The following is a 16931-nucleotide window of genomic DNA, read 5'->3' on the forward strand; positions in this document are numbered from 1 at the left end:
CATGGACTGATGCCCGTCAGCCGCCGAACCTACGTGCGACGACGGATCACCGTCTTCGGCGGCCTCGGTATCGTCCTCGCGACGGCGTTCTACCTGCCGATGACGCTTCTTGCGCCATTGCCGGAGGCGCAGGCCGACGCGATCACGGCATCCGCCCCGGAGAATCCGGCCGTAGAGCTCGACTGGCCGGGTTACGGCGCGAGCGCGGTCGGTGCGGTCGGCTTCCCCGAGGTCTTCGCGACAGGGGGCTCGCAGAAGCCCCGCACCATCGCGAGCATCACGAAGGTCATCACGAGTCTCGTCGTCCTGGCGAAGAAGCCCATCGCGGACGGCACCGACGGCCCGACTCTCACCATGACCTCAGCGGACGCCGCACTGTACGGCAGCTACCTCGCCCGCAATGGCGAGGTGAAACCGGTGCGCGCAGGACTGAAGCTCAGCGAGCGGCAGGTGCTCCAGGTCGTGTTGATCGCCTCGGCGAACAACTATGCGGAGAGCCTCTCGACCTGGGCGTTCGGATCCCAGAGGGCATTCCTCGCGGCCGCGGCGGACTGGCTTGCGAAGAAGGGGCTCACCTCGACCACTCTGCAGGACTCCAGCGGCATGAATCCGGGGAACAAGAGCACGACGCGAGACCTCATCGAGCTCGCGAAACTCGCGCTGGCCGATCCCGTCGTGTCGACGATCGTGTCGACGAGATCCGTGACGCTCCCGTACATCGGCACGGTGGCGAACACGAACGCGCTGCTGGGCAACGGAGGCATCAACGGCATCAAGACCGGGACTCTCCCGGAAGCTGGAGCCTGCCTGCTGTTCTCCTCGACCATCCAGGTCGGCGAGCACTCCGTGACACTCGTGGGCGTCATTCTCGGCGGTACTGATCACCCTTCGCTGGATGTCGCTGTTCGCAGACTGCTCTCGAGCGCGAAGGCCGGGTTCAGGGAGCTGCCGCTCGTGACGGCCGGTGAACCGTTCTACTCGTACTCGACACCGTGGGAGCAGAGCGCGCGGGCCGTGGCGACGAGGGACGGATCGGTTCTGGCCTGGGCGGGTACGAAGGTCACGGTTCGTTCGACATCGGAGGCGGTCAGGGATGGGGCGGTGGGCCAGAGCGTCGGGTCGGTGACCTACACGGTGGGCACCTCGATCGTGACCGTCCCGCTCGCACTCGACGACGTCCTGGGCGACCCCGGCCCATGGTGGCGGCTCACACATCCATTCGGCTGAGCGTGGCAGGCGCGATTCACAGGCTCGTGCCGTAGAGTCGACCCATCACACACACACCTGCCTCCGCCCCCGTCGTCACGTTCACGAAAACCCGGCCCGGTGGCTCAGGCGAGCACCCGACCACCGCGTACTCCGCCCTCCTGCGCACGGTGCGGGATGCCGGCCTGCTTCGGCGTCGAACGGGCTTCTACTGGGTCGTGTTCGGCATCATCACGCTCGCGCTCGCCGGAACGATCGCCGGATTCGTCCTCCTCGGGCAGAGCTGGTTCCAGCTGCTCATGGCCGGCGCCCTCGGGATCATCCTGACCCAGTACGCCTTTCTCGCGCACGAGGCATCCCACCGTCAGGTCTTCGCGTCTGGTCCGCTCAATGACAGGGCGGGGCGAACGCTCGCGAACCTTTTCGTGGGCATCAGCTATTCGTGGTGGATGACGAAGCACAGTCGGCACCATGCCAATCCGAACATCCTCGGAAAAGACCCGGACATCGAGCGCGACTTCGTCTCCTTCACCGAGACCGATGCGTCACGGGCGAAGGGGCTCTACGGATGGGCGACGCGGCGACAGGGATACCTGTTCTTCCCCGCCCTCATGCTCGAGGGCGTCAACCTCCACATCCACGGCTTCCGCACCGTGCTCGGCAGGGCGAAAGTGGAGAAGCGCTGGACGGAGCTCACCATGATCCTGTCGCGGCTCGGAGCATACCTCGCTGTCATCTTCCTCGTGCTTCCGGTCGGGATGGCGTTCGCATTCCTGGGGGTGCAGCTGGCCGTTTTCGGCGTCTACATGGGCGCTTCCTTCGCCCCCAACCACAAGGGGATGCCGATCCTTCCCCACGACAGCAAGGTCGACTTCCTCCGCCGCCAGGTGCTCACCTCGCGGAACATCAAGGGCGGCTGGCTCATGGACTCGTTCATGGGCGGACTCAACTACCAGATCGAGCACCACCTGTTCCCGAACATGCCGCGCCCGCACCTCGCGCGCGCAGCGGAGATCGCCCGCGAATACTGCCAGACCCACCGGATCGCGTACACGCAGACGTCGCTCATCGAGTCCTACGCGATCGTGACCAGATACCTCAACCGGGTCGGGCTTGCCGCAGGAGCCGATCCGTTCGACTGCCCCGCTGCCGTACAGTTCGGCCGCTAGCCGGTCGAGCGTCAGCCGTGATCGAGTCCGGTCGGTTCCGGCCGTTTCGGGCTGATGCCGTCGCCAGACGACTGGTGCCGGATCCGCCGGATGACCCAGGGCACGAGATACTCCCGCGCCCACCCGAGGTCTTCCACGCGCGCCTGGCGCCACGTCGTGGCCGGCATGGGCTCCGGGACATAGGGTTCTAGCTCGTTGCCCACCCCGAGGGACTCCAGCACCATCCTGGCGATCGTGTGGTGTCCGATGGGGGAGAAGTGCAGCCGGTCCGGTGCCCACATCCGGGTGTCGCGCAGTTCGCGAAGCGCCCACATGTCGGCGATGACGGCATCGTGCCGCTGCGCGATCGCCCGGAGGTTCTCGTTGTAGATCGCGACCTTTCCTCGTGCGCGGCGCAGCACCGGTGTCATCCCGATGTCCGGCCCGTTGAACAGGACGACGGTCGCGTTGTCCGACCGCAGACGTTCGACGGCACCCTCGAGTCGATCCGCGATGTCATCCGGGTCCGTGCCGGGCCGGATGATGTCGTTCCCTCCTGCGGAGATCGTGACGAGGTCGGGGCGAAGGGTGAGCGCCGGTTCGACCTGTTCGTCGATGATCTGCTGGAGCAGGCGGCCCCGGATGGCGAGGTTCGCGTAGGCGAAGTCCTCGGTCTTCGCGCTCAGGACCTCGGCGACACGGTCGGCCCAGCCGCGGTTGCCGCCCGCGCTGCGCGGTTCTGGATCGCCGATGCCTTCGGTGAACGAATCGCCGATGGCGACGTATCGGGACCACGGATGCTGCGGATTCATCCTTCAAGACTGCCCCACTCCGGCGTCGAGCGGATAATCCTTCGGTTCGTGTCCGCCCACGACACGCGAAAAGGAGTTGCCCCCCAATCGGGGGGCATGCGAAGCTTTACTTCAGGTCACCGAACATCGGCGGCCCTGAACGATCGACAGGGAGGTCCTCATGGGCTGGTTTTCTTTCATCATCCTCGGACTCATCGCAGGTGCCATTGCAAAGTTGATCCTCCCGGGAAAGCAGGGCGGCGGCTGGATCGCGACACTCATCCTCGGCCTGATCGGCGCTTTGATCGGCGGTTGGCTCGCGGGGCTCATCTTCAACATCGGGTACGACGACTTCTGGTCGATCCAGTCGTGGCTGATCGCGATCATCGGCGCCATCATCGTTCTCCTCATCTGGGGGTTCATCACCCGCAGCCGCTCGAGAAGGAGCTGAGCGACACAGGCTCGACCGTCGCCGGGGTTGTCGGCCCCGGGCGGTAGAGTCTTGTCAAGTGAGTTCCGACGCCCATTTTCGCCTTCCCCCTGGCACGTCGGCAGCCGAACACCTCTCACCGTCCTACCCGGAGCGCGCGGCACGGGGCACCGCGGAGAAACTCCGCGCCTGGCAGGCGGAAGCACTTGAACGCTATTTCCAGGACGAGCCGCGAGACTACCTCGTGGCCGCGACGCCGGGGTCCGGCAAGACGACCTTCGCCCTGCGCCTCGCGACGGAGCTCCTCGCCCGGCGCGCCATCGACCGGGTCACGGTCGTCGCACCCACCGACCATCTGAAACATCAATGGGCGGATGCCGCGGCGAGAGTCGGCGTGCACCTGGATCCCGGATTCCGCAACAGCCAGGGCGCCCAGGCTCGACACTTCCACGGCATCGCGGTCACCTACGCACAGGTCGCACTTCGGCCTGCCCTCCACGCGAGGATGACCGGGAGTTCGCGGACCCTCGTCATCCTGGACGAGGTCCACCACGGAGGAGACGCGCTCAGTTGGGGTGACGGCATCCGCGAGGCCTTCGGGGGTGCGACACGGCGCCTGTCGCTGACCGGCACCCCGTTCCGCTCCGACACGGCACCGATCCCGTTCGTGAGCTATCACCCGGGCGAAGACGGCATTCGCACGTCGCGCGCTGACTACGGCTACGGCTACGGCCGCGCGCTGTCCGACGGTGTCGTGCGGCCCGTGATCTTCCTCGCCTACGCGGGCAGAATGCGCTGGCGCACGAGAACCGGCGACGAGATGGAGGCGGGACTGGGGGAGGGCGACACGAAGGATGTCACCGCCCAGGCGTGGCGGACCGCGCTCGACCCGCAGGGGGACTGGATCCCCGCGGTGCTCAGAGCGGCCGACATCCGACTCACCGAGGTGCGGGAGTCCGTTCCGGATGCCGGTGGGCTCGTGATCGCCACGGACCAGCACGCAGCGCGCGGGTACGCGGCGGCGCTTCGGCGGATCACCGGCGCCGATCCGGTCCTCGTGGTGTCGGACGAGAAGGCATCCTCCCGTCGCATCGCGGAGTTCGCATCCGGGACCAGCCGCTGGATGGTCGCCGTGCGCATGGTGTCGGAGGGCGTGGACATCCCGCGTCTGGGCGTCGGCGTCTACGCGACGTCGGCGTCGACTCCGCTGTATTTCGCCCAGGCGGTCGGGAGGTTCGTTCGCGCGAGGCGCAGGGGGGAGACGGCGACGATCTTCCTCCCGAGCGTGCCTTCGCTCCTGGCACTCGGTGCTCAGCTCGAACGTGAGAGGGACCACGCCCTCGATCGCCCCGATGCGACGCTCGACCAACTGCTCGACGATGACGCGCAGGCGGCGGCCGATCGGGTCGAGGGTGCGAGTGCGGATGCTGCGCTGTTCGAGTTCGCCCCCATCGAGTCGCATGCGAGGTTCGACCGAGCCCTGTACCAGGGCGACGAGTTCGGATTCGCGGCCGAAGTGGGAACGCCAGAGGAACTCGACTTCATCGGCATTCCGGGCCTCCTGGAACCTGAGCAGGTTCGCGAGCTGCTCCTGCAGCGGCAGGCGCGACAGTCGCGAAGGACCGCAGGGCGCGGAGCACAGGCGCCGGTACCTCTCTATCGAACACTGCGCGAGCAGCGTTCGCTCCTGAACAGTCTCGTCGCCATCCAGGCGAAGCGATCCGGGATGCCGCACGCGCACGTTCACGCGGACCTGCGCCGCAGGGCGGGCGGACCACCGGTGCCCCAGGCGAGCGTCGCCCAGCTACAGGCCCGAATCGACCTGCTGAGGCGCGGCAGCCTGTGACGTGCCGAACACCCACCACCGGTAGAGGCCGAATCGCACCGCGGTACCCAGCCCGAGTCCGATGATGTTGGACGAGACATTGTCGTCGAGGATGCTGGTCAACCCGAGCAGGTAGTGGGACACCCACAGGCAGGCGACGGAGATGAGAAGGCCCGCGATGCTCGCGAGGGCGAATTGCACCCCCTCGCGGACGATATTGGCTCCGCGCCGGTCCCGGAACGTCCACAGCCGGTTTCCGGCCCAGTTGACGGCGATGGCGAGTGTCGTCGACACGAGTTTCGCCACGACCGGCCCGTCGTGAAGGGCCGCCGGCGCCAACAAGCCGACGCGCAGGATGTTGAACACGGAGACGTCGACCACGAACCCGATTCCGCCGACGATGCCGAACTTCGCGAGTTCACGGACCACGGCGGCCATGCGGTCACTGCGCATCCAGTCACTGTGCATGATTCACCCGTCGGCGCATCGCGTGCAGGGGCGAAGCGCTCCGGATGCCGGCGAGCCGACCGGGCAGCCCCGACATCCCCCACAGGGTCACCCGCATCATCGCCTCGATGACGATCCGTCCGCTCATCTTCGAGTAGCCGTGCTCGCGCTCGATGAACGTGATCGGGACCTCCTCGATCCTCAGTCCGTGCTGCCACGCGCGCAGCAGCATCTCCACCTGGAAGCAGTAGCCCTGGCTCGCGACATCCGCGCACCCGACGCGCGCCAATGCCTCCGCCGAGAAGGCCCGGTAGCCTCCGGTGACGTCCCGGAACGGGAGACCGAGCACGGCGCGGGCATACCGGCTCCCAGCGCGGGAGAGGGCCCTCCGGCGCCAGGGCCAGTTCACGACGGACCCTCCGGCCACCCAGCGGGACCCGATGACCATGTCCGCTCCCGGCATCCGCTCACGCAGCCGATCGAGTTCCTCCGGCTGGTGGGAACCGTCGCCGTCGAGTTCCACGAGGATGTCGAACCCGGCCTCGATGCCCCACGCGAATCCGGCGCGATACGCACCACCGAGACCGCCCTTGCTCGGCCGATGGAGCACGTGCACGCGCGAATCGGCGACGGCCAGCTCATCGGCGATCAGACCGGTGCCGTCCGGGGAGCCGTCGTCGACGATCAGGAGGTCGACGGCAGCCTGGGCCAGGACGCGAACCGCGATCGCCGTGAGGTTCTCGCGTTCGTTGTAGGTGGGAATGATGACGAGCGTGCCGCTCATGACCTGCTCCTGACGAGTTCGTAGATGATCGTGCGGTGGACGGGATAGACGTGTTCGACGGTGAAGCCGTCCCGCTCGAGGACGTGGAGGTCGGAGTCGACGGAATCCATGTCGGTCCTGGTGGTCTCCAGTGACCACACCCGGGACACGCCGGCGAAGCGGCCCGCGATGTCCTGGAGCGGATACACGGCGTCCCACAGGCCCTTCCTGAGCTCGTAGGGCGTGCGCAGCGCGATGTCGTCCACGGCGCGGTAGTCATCCGGGTACACATGCATGGCGAGGCGGGGCCGCCAGGACGGCTTGACGGAGTTGTCGAAGACGATCGCGTCCCCCGGCTTCGCCTTCTGCGCGATGATCGCGGAGACGGCCGCCCAGTCGCTGTGGCCCGGCTTTCCGAAAACGGTGCGCTCGGCCACGTAGCCGGGAATGGCGAGCGCAATGAGCGCAGCCAGGGCCGTGATCCGCATCCAGTGCCGAGGGATGGCTGCGACACCCACCGCGACCAGGATCGCGGCGGCCGGCGCGCAGAACGAGAGATAGCGGTTCGAATAAAGCGGAAGCAGCATGGCGTTCGCCGAGAGCAGCATCGCGGTGGGAAGGATGCACCAGGCGAGCATGAGCGCCACGCCGTGCCAGCGTACTGCGGCCATCATCGCAACGCACCCGAGCGCGATGAGACCCCAGCAGAGGGCGGCGAGCCAGACGTTGCCGAACCATTGTCCGGCGACGACGAGACCGAAACTCACCCGAGTCCGATGTGCGAGAAACGCGATCTGGTGCCGCTCTCCGATGCCTAACGCGAGGACGGGGGCCGCGAGAAGGAGACCGGCCGCGGTGGCGGCCAGCCACCGCTTCCACACTCGGGACCACTGCTGCACCTGCCGGTCGACGACGAGCAGATGGACGCCGTGGACGACCACGATCAGGGCGACATAGAGAAAGACGTAGATGCCCAGGGCGAGACCCACCGCGTAGCTCGCCCACCACACGATGCCGGCCGACTGCGCGGCGATCAACCGGACGAACAGGATGGTCAGCCACACCGCCACGGCCGCTGACAGCGCGTAGGACCTCGCCTCAGACCCCATGTACGTGAACCGGGGCAGCAGGAGGCAGACGACGCCCGCGATGACGGCCACACGGCGCGTGAACAGCATCTTCGCGAGAACGACCGCGCCGCTGCAGGCGAGTCCCGCGACGACGGCGCTCGGAAATCTCACCGAGAGCGGGGACGCTCCGAACAGGTCGATCCAGAAGTGAAGGAGCACATAGTAGGTGCCGTGCACGGCATCCACGTGCTGAAGCATGGCGAACAGGGACGGCAGCGAGCGTTCTGCCGACATGACGCTCGCCGCCTCATCTCCCCAGAACGAGGGAATCCACGACCCGGCGAACGAGACGCAGAACGCGAGGACGCCGAACACCGTCGAGATCCGCGCGATCGACCACGTGCGCCATGACGGAGGAGCGACGGTTTCGACATCCGCACGCCACGGGTAGGTGATGGCCACACATTGATCGTGCTCGGCCGGAGTGGGTGAATGCTCGAAAGAACGGGCCCTGTGCCTGAGAGATCGTTCAGGAAGCGTGCGCCTCCGGATCCGGATCCGCAGGGATGACGACGGCGGCGCGCACACCGTGCGGCATCCGGTTGACGAGGCTGACCTCTCCTCCCGCCGACGCGACGAGCGCGTGCACGATGGCGAGCCCGAGTCCGCTGCCTCCCGTGGAGGCCGTGCGGGACTCATCGGGTCGGGTGAAGCGGTCGAACACTCTGGGCAGGAACTCGGCCGGTATTCCAGGACCATCATCCTCGATGACGAGCTCCACGTCGTTCGCACGCTGGTTCAGACTCAGAGTGAGTTCCCCGCCTTCCGGCATCGCGGTGGTCGCGTTGCCGGTCAGGTTGTCGATGACACGGCGGAAACCCCAGCGATCGAGCGCATAACGGACTTCCCTGCCGTCCGATGTGGTCTGGAATTCCACCGTCACGCCCGACCGCAGACCGGCCAGGCGTGCACTGTCGGCAGCGTCACCGACCTCGGCGACGAGCTCCTCCCAGCTGCTCGTCTCGTTGCCGACGTGGGCTTCCGCCTCCGAGAGTTCGAGCAGGCGGGTAGCGAGTTCGGACACTCGATGGGCGGACTTCTCAGCCGCGGTGAGCTGCTCTTCGAGCGCCGCGGCGTCTCCACTGCTCAAGTGGGCGAGTTCGAGCTGGGCCATGAGCACCGCGAGCGGGCTGCGCAGCTCGTGGCTCGCATCCGACACGAGTTGACGCTCACGCTCCGCCGTTGCCCGCTGGACGCGGATGAACTCGTTCAGCGTTGTGGCGAGCGCAGACAGTTCGTCGCGGGCCGGACCGACGGGAAGTTCAGCCAGGGACCCGCTTCTGCTCAGCTCGCTCGCCTCGCGCCTCATGCGCGCCACCGGCCGCAGTGCCGCCCCGGTGAGCAACCACGACGCGATGCCGAATCCGATGACGAGGATGAGCGCCCCGATGACGAGCGTTCCGGTGATCCGATCCAGGAGCAGAGCGGATGCCTCGAGGTTCCTCGCGGTCACGACGGTCCATTCGCCCTTCGTCGTCGCCACCGGCGTCGACAGGGCGAGGTAATTGCCATCCCCGGCAGCGACCTCACGCGGCTCGCCGACGAATCGCTCGAGTTCCGAAAGCCGCGGCGCCAATTCGGGAGGAAGGGTCGTGCGCTGAAGCACCCCAGCCGGATCGATGATCGCGACGAGCTGCGCGTGGCCGGGCTGATCGACCTCGTGCGCCCCGTTCCTGATCTCGATGACATACGGCGCGGCATCGTGCTCGAGCAGGGTCTCCGCCGTCGAGGAGAGGACCGATGCGATCTGGTTCTTCGCGACGATGGCGCCCGCACCGAAGAACAGGACGGCGATGACGAGGCTCCCGATGGTGATGCGCCAACGGATCGACAGTCGCGAGAGGAGCACTATGCCACATCCAGAATGTAGCCCTCGCCGCGCACGGTCGCGATCCGCAATCCGGATGCGCTCTGGCTGAGCTTGCGCCGAAGGTAGCTGAGGTACTGGTCGACGATGTTCGTGTCGATATGCTCTGTTCCGCCCCACACCTCCGTCAGGATGCGATTCCGGGTGACGAGCTGCCCTGGATTCATCGCGAGGAGCCTGAGAAGGACGAATTCCTTCGGGCTCAACGCGATCGTCTTCCCGCCGATGGTGGCCGACTGGCTCAAGGAGTCCAGGTTCAGCGACCCGATGGACACCGTGACCATTCCCGAGTGGTTGTCCCGCCGCAACAGGGCTCGAACCCGAGCGTTCAGCTCAGCGAACGCGAAGGGCTTCGTGACATAGTCGTCCGCGCCGGCGTCGAGTCCGAACACCCGATCCTCCACGCTGCTGCGGGCGGTGAGCAGCAGCAGCGCCACGTCAGCCGCGGACTCGCGGAGCCTGCGACAGACCTCGAACCCGTTCATGCCGGGGAGCATCACGTCGATCACCGCGAGCGCCGGCGGATCCTCCTGCGCCGCGACGAGCGCGTCCACACCGTTCGACACCAGGGTGGCTCGGTGGCCCTCCTCAGTGAGCCCGCGCACCAGGAGCGCCCCCATCTCCGAGTCGTCCTCGACGACCAGAATGTGCATCCCTACCCCCCGAGCGCCAGCACCCAGTGCCGCAGGAACGCGGCACCCGCGTCGTCGTGGATGAGGTCGCGCTCGGTGATGACCCGATACGGCCTCTCGAGGATGCCGTCGGCAGGGCGTACGTCGACGTGGGCCACATCGAACCCTTCGCCGTGCAGATAGTCAGCCATGAGGTAGTCGCTGCGCGAGTCTCCGACGGTGCGCCACAGCGTCGGGAGCTCGCCGTTGCCCCGAAAGTAGTCGAGTGCGCGGGCCGCACCTCGATCCTTGTCCAGCAGAACCGATTCGACATCCGTGGAGATGATGGTCGGGTCGATCCGGAAGGCGACGCGCCCGTCAGCATCGGCGAACTCCTGCGCGCCGTAGCGTGCGCCGAGCCCGTACTCGACGAGCAGGTCGAATGCCGCCTGGTTCGCCTGTTCCTGCGCGAATGCGTAGTCCTCGGCGCTCGTGTCGCGATTCTGTTCGAGCGAGATCATCGCGTACTTCGTGTTGTCGAAGAACATCGTGTCGGAGAATCGCAGCTCCGCGAGCTCGCGGAACTCTGTCACGTAGTCCTCCGGCAGGGCCAGCTCGCGGTCGATCGCGAGTTCGCCGATACCGTCCGAGGTGATCGGGAACCAGACGCCGCCCTTCTCACCGACACCGAACATCCGCACCCCATCCGGGAGCCCGGCGCGTTGCAGCGGTGCGACGACCTCTTCGCGCACGAAGGTGTCGCTGCGGCCTGTGATGAAGGCGATCGGCACCCCGAGGCTCGCGAGTGTCACGAGGTCCTCGACGATGCTCGGGATGGCGATCCGTCGTTCGACGGGGCTCGCGATGGGGCCGTCGACGTCGAGCAGGAGGCCGAGTGACGGAATCATGACGTCAGAGCTTCGATGAGTCCCGCGTCGTGCGGGTCGGCCGCGCGGGTGTTGTTGACTCTGCGGTCGACCGGATGCGATTCGAGCGTCTTCGCGACGGCCGTCGAGCTCTCCTCCAGCAGCGCCACGAGGGCGCTCGCCTCCGGCCCGCCTGCCGTTCCGGCCTTCGCCGGGTTCAGCCAGTCGGCCCAGGTGTCGGATTCCAGGAACACCGGCATCCGCTCGTGGAGCGCTCCGCCGGCGTCCCTCGCCTCGCGCGTGGCGATCGTGAAGCTCATCGCCCAGGAATCGCCGTCCTTGCGCGCGGCGTAGAGTCCTGCGGCAGCGAGGGTCGGCGTCCCGCCGCCGCCGTGGATGAAATGCGGCTGCTTGCCGTCCTTCTCCTCGGTCCACTCGAAGTATCCGGTCATCGGAACGAGGCAGCGCTGCCCGGCGAAGGCGGTGCGGAACATCCCGTTCGTGGCCAGTGTCTCCATGCGGGCGTTGATCGGGGCCGGTCCGCCCGGCTTCGCCCACGCGGGCCGGAGCCCCCAGGTCGCGAGGTCGATGCTGCGCTGCACGGCACCATCCGATGAAGCCCGCTCCCGCACGATCGGGGCGCGGTTCGTCGGGGCGATCGAGAAGGCGGGAACCCAGTCGTCATAGTCGCCGCCGGTCGCCACGAATTCCTCGATGAGCTCGTTGACGTGGTCGTCGAGGGCGAAGCGTCCGCACATGCCTCAACGCTACCCCGGGGCACCGACCCGCGTCGTGACGCGTGCTACCGGAAATCCCGCGACGACGTGCGCGCTGCCAGCAGGAGCGGTTTGAGACGATCCGCCAGCAGGTTGGTGACTCCCTCCGGTGAGCGTTCGAGGATGCCGCGGACGACCATGGCCGACGACTCCCGCGCGACCCTCCGATACCGTTTCCACACCCCCGCGCTGCAGATGACGTTCACGAGACCGGACTCGTCCTCGAGATTCATGAAGGTGATTCCGCTCGCGGTCGCCGGGCGCTGCCGGTGGGTGACGACGCCGCCGACCTCGATGCGCCTCCCGCTCTCCGCCACAGCCAGTTGCGACGCCGTGAGCGCTCCGCGCTCCTCGAGAAGGGGGCGCAGGTGCCGGATGGGGTGGTCGTCCGTGGAGATCCCGGTCGCCCACAGGTCGGCCATGAGGGTCTCCGCGCCGGTCGGCATCCGGAACAGCGGTGGCTGCACGGTGACGAGCGTGCCCTCCAGGAACTCCGCACGATCCTGGGCGGCAGAGCCCGCCATCCAGATCGCCTCCCGCATCGCGAGACCGAACCCCTCGAACGCGCCTGCCGCCGCGAGGGATTCCAGCTGGGGAGATGTCAGCCCCACCCGGCGCACAAGGTCGGCCTGGTCGCGGTAGGGGCCGTGAGCGTCGCGCTCGGCGACGATCCGCGTCGCAACCGCCTCCCCGATGCCCTTGACCTCGGCGAGGCCGAGCCGCACCGCCACCCGCGCATCCCGCCGATGATCGTCCGTGCTGAACGCTGCCGCACGGTCGAACGCACCGACCGGAGGCTGGTCGAACGCCAGGCAGCCGTCCCGAGGCGCGGGGGTGTCCCTCCCGAGTTGCTCCAGCCCGAGCGGCTCCAGCCCGGCCTGCGCCCCGCTGTGGAGCACATCGGGCCTGCGCACCTCGACGCCGTGCCTGCGCGCATCCGCCACGAGCGATGCGGGGGAGTAGAACCCCATGGGCTGGGCGCGCAGCAGCGAGGCGAGGAACGCAGCGGGGTAGTGGAGCTTGAGCCAGGAACTCGCGTAGACGAGCAGGGCGAAGCTCAGGGAATGGCTCTCGGCGAACCCGAAGTTCGCGAACGCCTGGATCTTGCCGTAGATGTCATCCGAGACCTCCGGAGACAGACCGTTCTCCGCCATCCCCGCGTAGAGCTTCTCGCGCAGCTTCTCGATGCGCTCGATGCCGCGCTTGGAGCCCATAGCGCGGCGCAGGAGGTCGGCATCCTCTCCCGTGCAGTTGCCGACCGCCATGGCCATCTGCATGAGCTGCTCCTGGAACACCGGGATGCCGAGCGTGCGCTCGAGCGGTTCGACGAGCTTCGGATGCGCGTAGGTCACCTTCTCGCGTCCGAGCTTGCGCCGCACGTAGGGGTGCACGGCTCCGCCCTGGATCGGGCCGGGACGGATCATCGCGATCTCCACGACGAGGTCGTAGAACCGTCGCGGCTGGAGCCTCGGCAGCAGGCCCATCTGCGCACGCGACTCGACCTGGAACACCCCGATCGAGTCCGCGCGGCAGAGCATGTCGTAGACGCCGGCCTCCTCCCTGGGGATCGTCGACAGCTCCCAGGGCTCGCCGAGGTTCTCGCGCACGAGGTCGAAGCAGTACTGCAGGGCCGCGAGCATGCCGAGTCCGAGGAGGTCGAACTTCACGAGACCCATCCAGGCGCAGTCGTCCTTGTCCCACTGCACGACGGTGCGGCCGTCCATGCGGCCGTGCTCGATGGGCACGACCTCTCCCACCGGCCGGTCGGTGAGCACCATGCCTCCGGAGTGGATGCCGAGGTGGCGGGGGAAGGTGAGCACCTGCTGGGCGAGCTCGATGACCGGCTCGGGGATGTCGTGGTCGCCGGATTCCACGAGCGCGCCCCAGCGTTCGACCTGCTTCGAGTACGCATCCTGCTGCCCAGGCGAGTGCCCGAGGGCCTTCGCCATGTCACGCACGGCCACTTTCGGCCGGTAGCTGATGACGTTCGCGACCTGTGCGGCGTTGTGCCTGCCGTACTTGCGGTACACGTGCTGGATGATCTCCTCCCGCCGGTCGGAGTCGAAGTCCACGTCGATGTCCGGCTCCTCCTCGCGCAGGCTCGACAGGAACCGCTCGAACGGCAGCTTGTAGTAGATCGAGTCGACGGCCGTGATGTTCAGCAGGTAGCACACGGCCGAGTTCGCCGCGCTACCCCTGCCCTGGCAGAGGATGCCGCGGCGGCGCGCCTCCCGCACGATGTCGTGCACGATGAGGAAGTAGCCGGGGAAGTCCTTCTGCTCGATGACGGCGAGTTCGCGCTCGATCCGGTCCCGGTCCTCCGCGCTCGCGTGCGGGTACTTCGCCGGCACCGCCTCCCACACGAGGTGCCGCAGCCAGCTCATCGGGGTGTGACCCGGCGGCACCTCCTGCCGCGGAAGGCCCGGCTTCATGCTGCGCAGTCGGAACGAGAGGTCGTCCGCGTACTCGACCGTGCGCTCGATCGCCCCAGGGTAGCGAGCGAACCGTGCGGCCATCTCCGCCCCGCTGCGCAGGTACGCGGCTCCGGATGCCGGCAGCCAGCCGTCCAGGTCGTCGAGGCTCCTGCGGGCGCGCACCGCGGCCAACGCCGTGGCGAGCCGATGCCGCTCAGGGGTCGCGTAGTGGACGTTGCCCGTCGCGATGACCGGGAGTCCCTGCCGGGCTGCGATCGCGGCCATGGCGTCATTGTGGGCGTCATCGAGCGGGCTTCCGTGGTGGTGCAGCTCGACGACCACATTGTCCCTGCCGAACAGTCCGGTAAGGCGCTCGAGCTCCCGCGAGGCGGCGGGCTGCCCCTCGGCGACGAGCGCCTGGCGCACCCGACCCTTCCGGCATCCGCTCAGGATGAGCCACTGGCCGCCCGCACGTTTGGCGAGGTCGTCGAGGTCGTAGAGCGGACGGCCCTTCTCCGCCCCTGCGAGCTGGGCGGCGGTGATCGCCCCGGAGAGCCGGTGGTAGCCGTCCTGCCCGCGCGCCAGCACGAGGAGGTGGCTGCCGTGCGGGTCGGCGACACCGTTCTGCGGTGCGGCCAGTCCGAGCGAGAGTTCCGCCCCGAACACGGTCGCAAGCTGCGGGAACTCCTCGGCCGCCTCCGCCATCCGAACGACCCCGTAGAACCCGTCGTGGTCCGTGATCGCGAGACCGTGCAGGCCGAGCCGGGATGCTTCCTCGGTGAGCTCCTCCGGCGAGCTCGCCCCGTCGAGGAAGCTGAAGTTGGAGTGCGCGTGCAGTTCCGCGTACGGCACGACCGCGCCGGTGGGAGGGGCGACCACCGCCGGGCGGTACGGCGCGCGCTTGCGGGACCACGCGGGACTGTCGCCGCCATCCGCGCCGACCGGGGGCGCCGTGCCGGGGCGGCGCCCGTCGGAGAGGGTCTTCTCGAACTCCGACCAGGGAATCGGCGGATTCTTGAAGCCCATCAGGCTGCGCCTCTCCGCACGGCGCCCACCAGCACGGCGCCCATCAGTCGTACCTGCCCTCTGCCCACCAGCGGCCGTGTTCGAGGGCGAGAAGCCAGGCCGTGCCCGTCGTGTCGACGACCTGCAATCGGCTGACCCTGCTCGCATGCTGCGGGTCCCACCACTGCTCGTCGACGGTCCACGGGCCGGCCCAGGCGGCGACGTGCAGTGCCGATGGACCGCTCGAGATGCCCGACGGCGCCGCGGACAGCGCTCCGCGGTCATCCATGGCGAGCTCGTCGCCGGATGCCGAGAACACCGTCACGGGGCGCGGCGGCTCGAACACGGTCGAGGGTGCCGGATCGGGCAGCCGTCCTGGCCACGGAGGGGACGGCTCCCGCTCGTGCACGAGTCGATCGCCCCAGGGCACGAGCGTCGCGCGGTCGGCGGGCCCGCGTCCTCCGCCGACCGCGCCCGTGAGCACCGCCTGGCGACCGAGCATCCCCTGCACACGGGAGAGGGCGTGGTGGATGCGCTCATCCGGTCCTCCGCCGAAGAGCCCCTCCTCGTGGTTGCCGATCGAGTCGACGGATGCCGGGCTGAGCCGCACGGAGACGATGCCGGAGAGGAGGCCCACCTCGCTCGCACCGCCCTGCAGCTGCCAGCGCACGCGGTCGACGACATCGGATGCCGTGAAGGAACGCGGGTGGAGCCAGGTGCGCACGGAGAGCTCGCCGCGTTCTGCCTCCAGTTCGACGCACAGCGACGTGCAGACGAGCCTCGCGGCGGTGAGCCCTGCCACGAACCGGTCGGCGAGGGCGCGCACCCCGAACGCGACCTGGTCGATGCGGTCCACGGCCGGTTCGAAGTCGATCGAGCAGTCGAGGTCGTCCGGCGGGGTGCGTGCCACGACGGGGCGAGAGTCGAGCCCGCCGGAGAGGGCGTGCAGGCGGGCCCCCTGCTCGCCGAGACGGTCGCGCACATCGCCGGCGGCGAGGGCGGCGAAGTCGCCGAGCGTGTAGACGCCGAGCCGGCGCAGGAGGGTCGTGACGGGCGCGTCCTCGAGCACGCTGATGGGCAGGGGAGCGAGATACTCTGCTGCGGCCCCTGCCGGGACGGTGCGGATGCGCTGCGCCCACCGCTGCACCGGGCGCTGCCTGGCCGCCTGCTCCGCCGTGAACACCCCGTCGGCGATGCCGATGCGGGTGCCGAGGACCCCGAGCTCGTCGAGGCGGTCGAGGAGCCACAGGGCCGCCTCCTCCTCTCCGCCGTAGTAGGCGGCCGGACCCCTGGCCCGGATGGCGCAGACGCCGGGGCGCAGCGCTTCGACGCCCGGCATGAGCTCCTCGATCGCCACGAGGACCGGTTCGAAGGCGCGGGCGTCGTCCTCCGGTCGCCACGGAGTGACGAGGAGCGCCGGACAGCGGGCCTGGGCCTCGCGCAGCTTGAGTCCGCGGGAGACCCCCTGGGCGCGTGCGGGAGCGGAGCACGCGTACACGCGACCGGTCTGGATGACGGCGATCGGGGTCGCAGCGGTGTGCCCGTGCAGGCGGATGGCGGCCTCGACCGGCCAGTCGGGGCACCACACCAGCATGACGCGGTCGGGGGCGAGGCTGGACATCCCATCATTATCGAACATGTGTTCGATAAAT

14 protein-coding genes are annotated in these 16931 nt (G+C 68.3%); 4 read left to right on the forward strand and 10 right to left on the reverse strand.

All coding sequences use genetic code 11. The features are described 5' to 3' along the window. Positions 1-9 precede the first annotated feature (9 nt). Complete coding sequence (locus BKA04_RS00970; RefSeq protein WP_221233993.1) at positions 10-1227, forward strand: D-alanyl-D-alanine carboxypeptidase family protein; 1218 nt, start codon at positions 10-12, stop codon at positions 1225-1227. A 44-nt stretch (positions 1228-1271) separates the two neighbouring features. After that, positions 1272-2375 carry a fatty acid desaturase family protein gene (locus tag BKA04_RS00975; RefSeq protein WP_104094743.1) on the forward strand — a complete coding sequence of 368 codons (1104 nt, stop codon included), beginning with the start codon at positions 1272-1274 and terminating at the stop codon, positions 2373-2375. An 11-nt stretch (positions 2376-2386) separates the two neighbouring features. Here BKA04_RS00975 and BKA04_RS00980 read toward each other — a convergent pair whose 3' ends face one another. Next, a complete protein-coding gene (locus BKA04_RS00980; protein ID WP_104094744.1) occupies positions 2387-3166 on the reverse strand; it encodes an SGNH/GDSL hydrolase family protein in 780 nt (259 codons plus the stop codon). 160 nt (positions 3167-3326) lie between these two features. Here BKA04_RS00980 and BKA04_RS00985 point away from each other — a divergent pair, with 160 nt between their 5' ends. Further along, positions 3327-3596 carry a GlsB/YeaQ/YmgE family stress response membrane protein gene (locus BKA04_RS00985; RefSeq protein WP_104094745.1) on the forward strand — a complete coding sequence of 90 codons (270 nt, stop codon included), beginning with the start codon at positions 3327-3329 and terminating at the stop codon, positions 3594-3596. 58 nt (positions 3597-3654) lie between these two features. Next, complete coding sequence (locus BKA04_RS00990) at positions 3655-5421, forward strand: DEAD/DEAH box helicase (protein WP_104094746.1); 1767 nt, start codon at positions 3655-3657, stop codon at positions 5419-5421. Here BKA04_RS00990 and BKA04_RS00995 read toward each other — a convergent pair. The 9 genes from BKA04_RS00995 to BKA04_RS01035 form a co-directional block, all read right to left on the reverse strand. Continuing rightward, positions 5380-5853 (reverse strand): GtrA family protein, encoded by a 474-nt coding sequence (locus BKA04_RS00995; protein ID WP_104094747.1) that lies wholly within the window; start codon positions 5851-5853, stop codon positions 5380-5382. The two genes, BKA04_RS00990 and BKA04_RS00995, sit on opposite strands and share 42 nt — an antisense overlap. Positions 5854-5857: 4 nt before the next feature. Continuing rightward, positions 5858-6631: a polyprenol monophosphomannose synthase gene (locus BKA04_RS01000; protein WP_104094748.1), complete on the reverse strand. Its 774-nt coding sequence runs from the start codon at positions 6629-6631 to the stop codon at positions 5858-5860. Beyond that, positions 6628-8142 (reverse strand): glycosyltransferase family 39 protein, encoded by a 1515-nt coding sequence (locus BKA04_RS01005; protein ID WP_104094749.1) that lies wholly within the window; start codon positions 8140-8142, stop codon positions 6628-6630. The genes BKA04_RS01000 and BKA04_RS01005 overlap by 4 nt, the downstream gene beginning before the upstream one ends. Before the next feature lie 67 nt (positions 8143-8209). Next, positions 8210-9589 (reverse strand): sensor histidine kinase, encoded by a 1380-nt coding sequence (locus tag BKA04_RS12195; protein WP_167309625.1) that lies wholly within the window; start codon positions 9587-9589, stop codon positions 8210-8212. Then, the gene (locus BKA04_RS01015; RefSeq protein WP_104094751.1) at positions 9589-10260 is read right to left on the reverse strand and encodes a response regulator transcription factor; all 672 of its coding nucleotides are present in this window, start codon (positions 10258-10260) and stop codon (positions 9589-9591) included. The genes BKA04_RS12195 and BKA04_RS01015 overlap by 1 nt, the downstream gene beginning before the upstream one ends. A 2-nt stretch (positions 10261-10262) precedes the next feature. Then, positions 10263-11126 carry a hypothetical protein gene (locus BKA04_RS01020; protein WP_221233995.1) on the reverse strand — a complete coding sequence of 288 codons (864 nt, stop codon included), beginning with the start codon at positions 11124-11126 and terminating at the stop codon, positions 10263-10265. After that, positions 11123-11842, reverse strand: a complete 720-nt coding sequence (locus BKA04_RS01025) for an SOS response-associated peptidase (RefSeq protein ID WP_104094752.1) — start codon at positions 11840-11842, stop codon at positions 11123-11125. Before BKA04_RS01025 ends, BKA04_RS01020 begins: the two co-directional genes overlap by 4 nt. A 44-nt stretch (positions 11843-11886) precedes the next feature. Then, positions 11887-15300, reverse strand: coding sequence for an error-prone DNA polymerase (locus tag BKA04_RS01030; RefSeq protein ID WP_104094753.1), 3414 nt, complete (start codon positions 15298-15300; stop codon positions 11887-11889). A 43-nt stretch (positions 15301-15343) separates the two neighbouring features. Next, a complete protein-coding gene (locus BKA04_RS01035; protein WP_104094754.1) occupies positions 15344-16900 on the reverse strand; it encodes a DNA polymerase Y family protein in 1557 nt (518 codons plus the stop codon). Positions 16901-16931: the final 31 nt, after the last annotated feature.

Origin of the sequence: Terrimesophilobacter mesophilus (genome assembly GCF_014200375.1) — a bacterium.
Taxonomy (GTDB): domain Bacteria; phylum Actinomycetota; class Actinomycetes; order Actinomycetales; family Microbacteriaceae; genus Terrimesophilobacter; species Terrimesophilobacter mesophilus.

Excerpts from the sequence above, each read along its gene's own strand:
- BKA04_RS00970 (WP_221233993.1), top strand. The coding sequence starts at position 10 with ATGCCCGTCAGCCGCCGAACCTACGTGCGACGACGGATCACCGTCTTC.
- BKA04_RS01035 (WP_104094754.1), bottom strand. The coding sequence starts at position 16,900 with ATGTCCAGCCTCGCCCCCGACCGCGTCATGCTGGTGTGGTGCCCCGAC.
- BKA04_RS00980 (WP_104094744.1), bottom strand. The coding sequence starts at position 3,166 with ATGAATCCGCAGCATCCGTGGTCCCGATACGTCGCCATCGGCGATTCG.
- BKA04_RS01030 (WP_104094753.1), bottom strand. The coding sequence starts at position 15,300 with ATGGGCTTCAAGAATCCGCCGATTCCCTGGTCGGAGTTCGAGAAGACC.
- BKA04_RS01020 (WP_221233995.1), bottom strand. The coding sequence starts at position 11,126 with ATGATTCCGTCACTCGGCCTCCTGCTCGACGTCGACGGCCCCATCGCG.
- BKA04_RS01025 (WP_104094752.1), bottom strand. The coding sequence starts at position 11,842 with ATGTGCGGACGCTTCGCCCTCGACGACCACGTCAACGAGCTCATCGAG.
- BKA04_RS01015 (WP_104094751.1), bottom strand. The coding sequence starts at position 10,260 with ATGCACATTCTGGTCGTCGAGGACGACTCGGAGATGGGGGCGCTCCTG.
- BKA04_RS00985 (WP_104094745.1), top strand. The coding sequence starts at position 3,327 with ATGGGCTGGTTTTCTTTCATCATCCTCGGACTCATCGCAGGTGCCATT.
- BKA04_RS00995 (WP_104094747.1), bottom strand. The coding sequence starts at position 5,853 with ATGCGCAGTGACCGCATGGCCGCCGTGGTCCGTGAACTCGCGAAGTTC.
- BKA04_RS01000 (WP_104094748.1), bottom strand. The coding sequence starts at position 6,631 with ATGAGCGGCACGCTCGTCATCATTCCCACCTACAACGAACGCGAGAAC.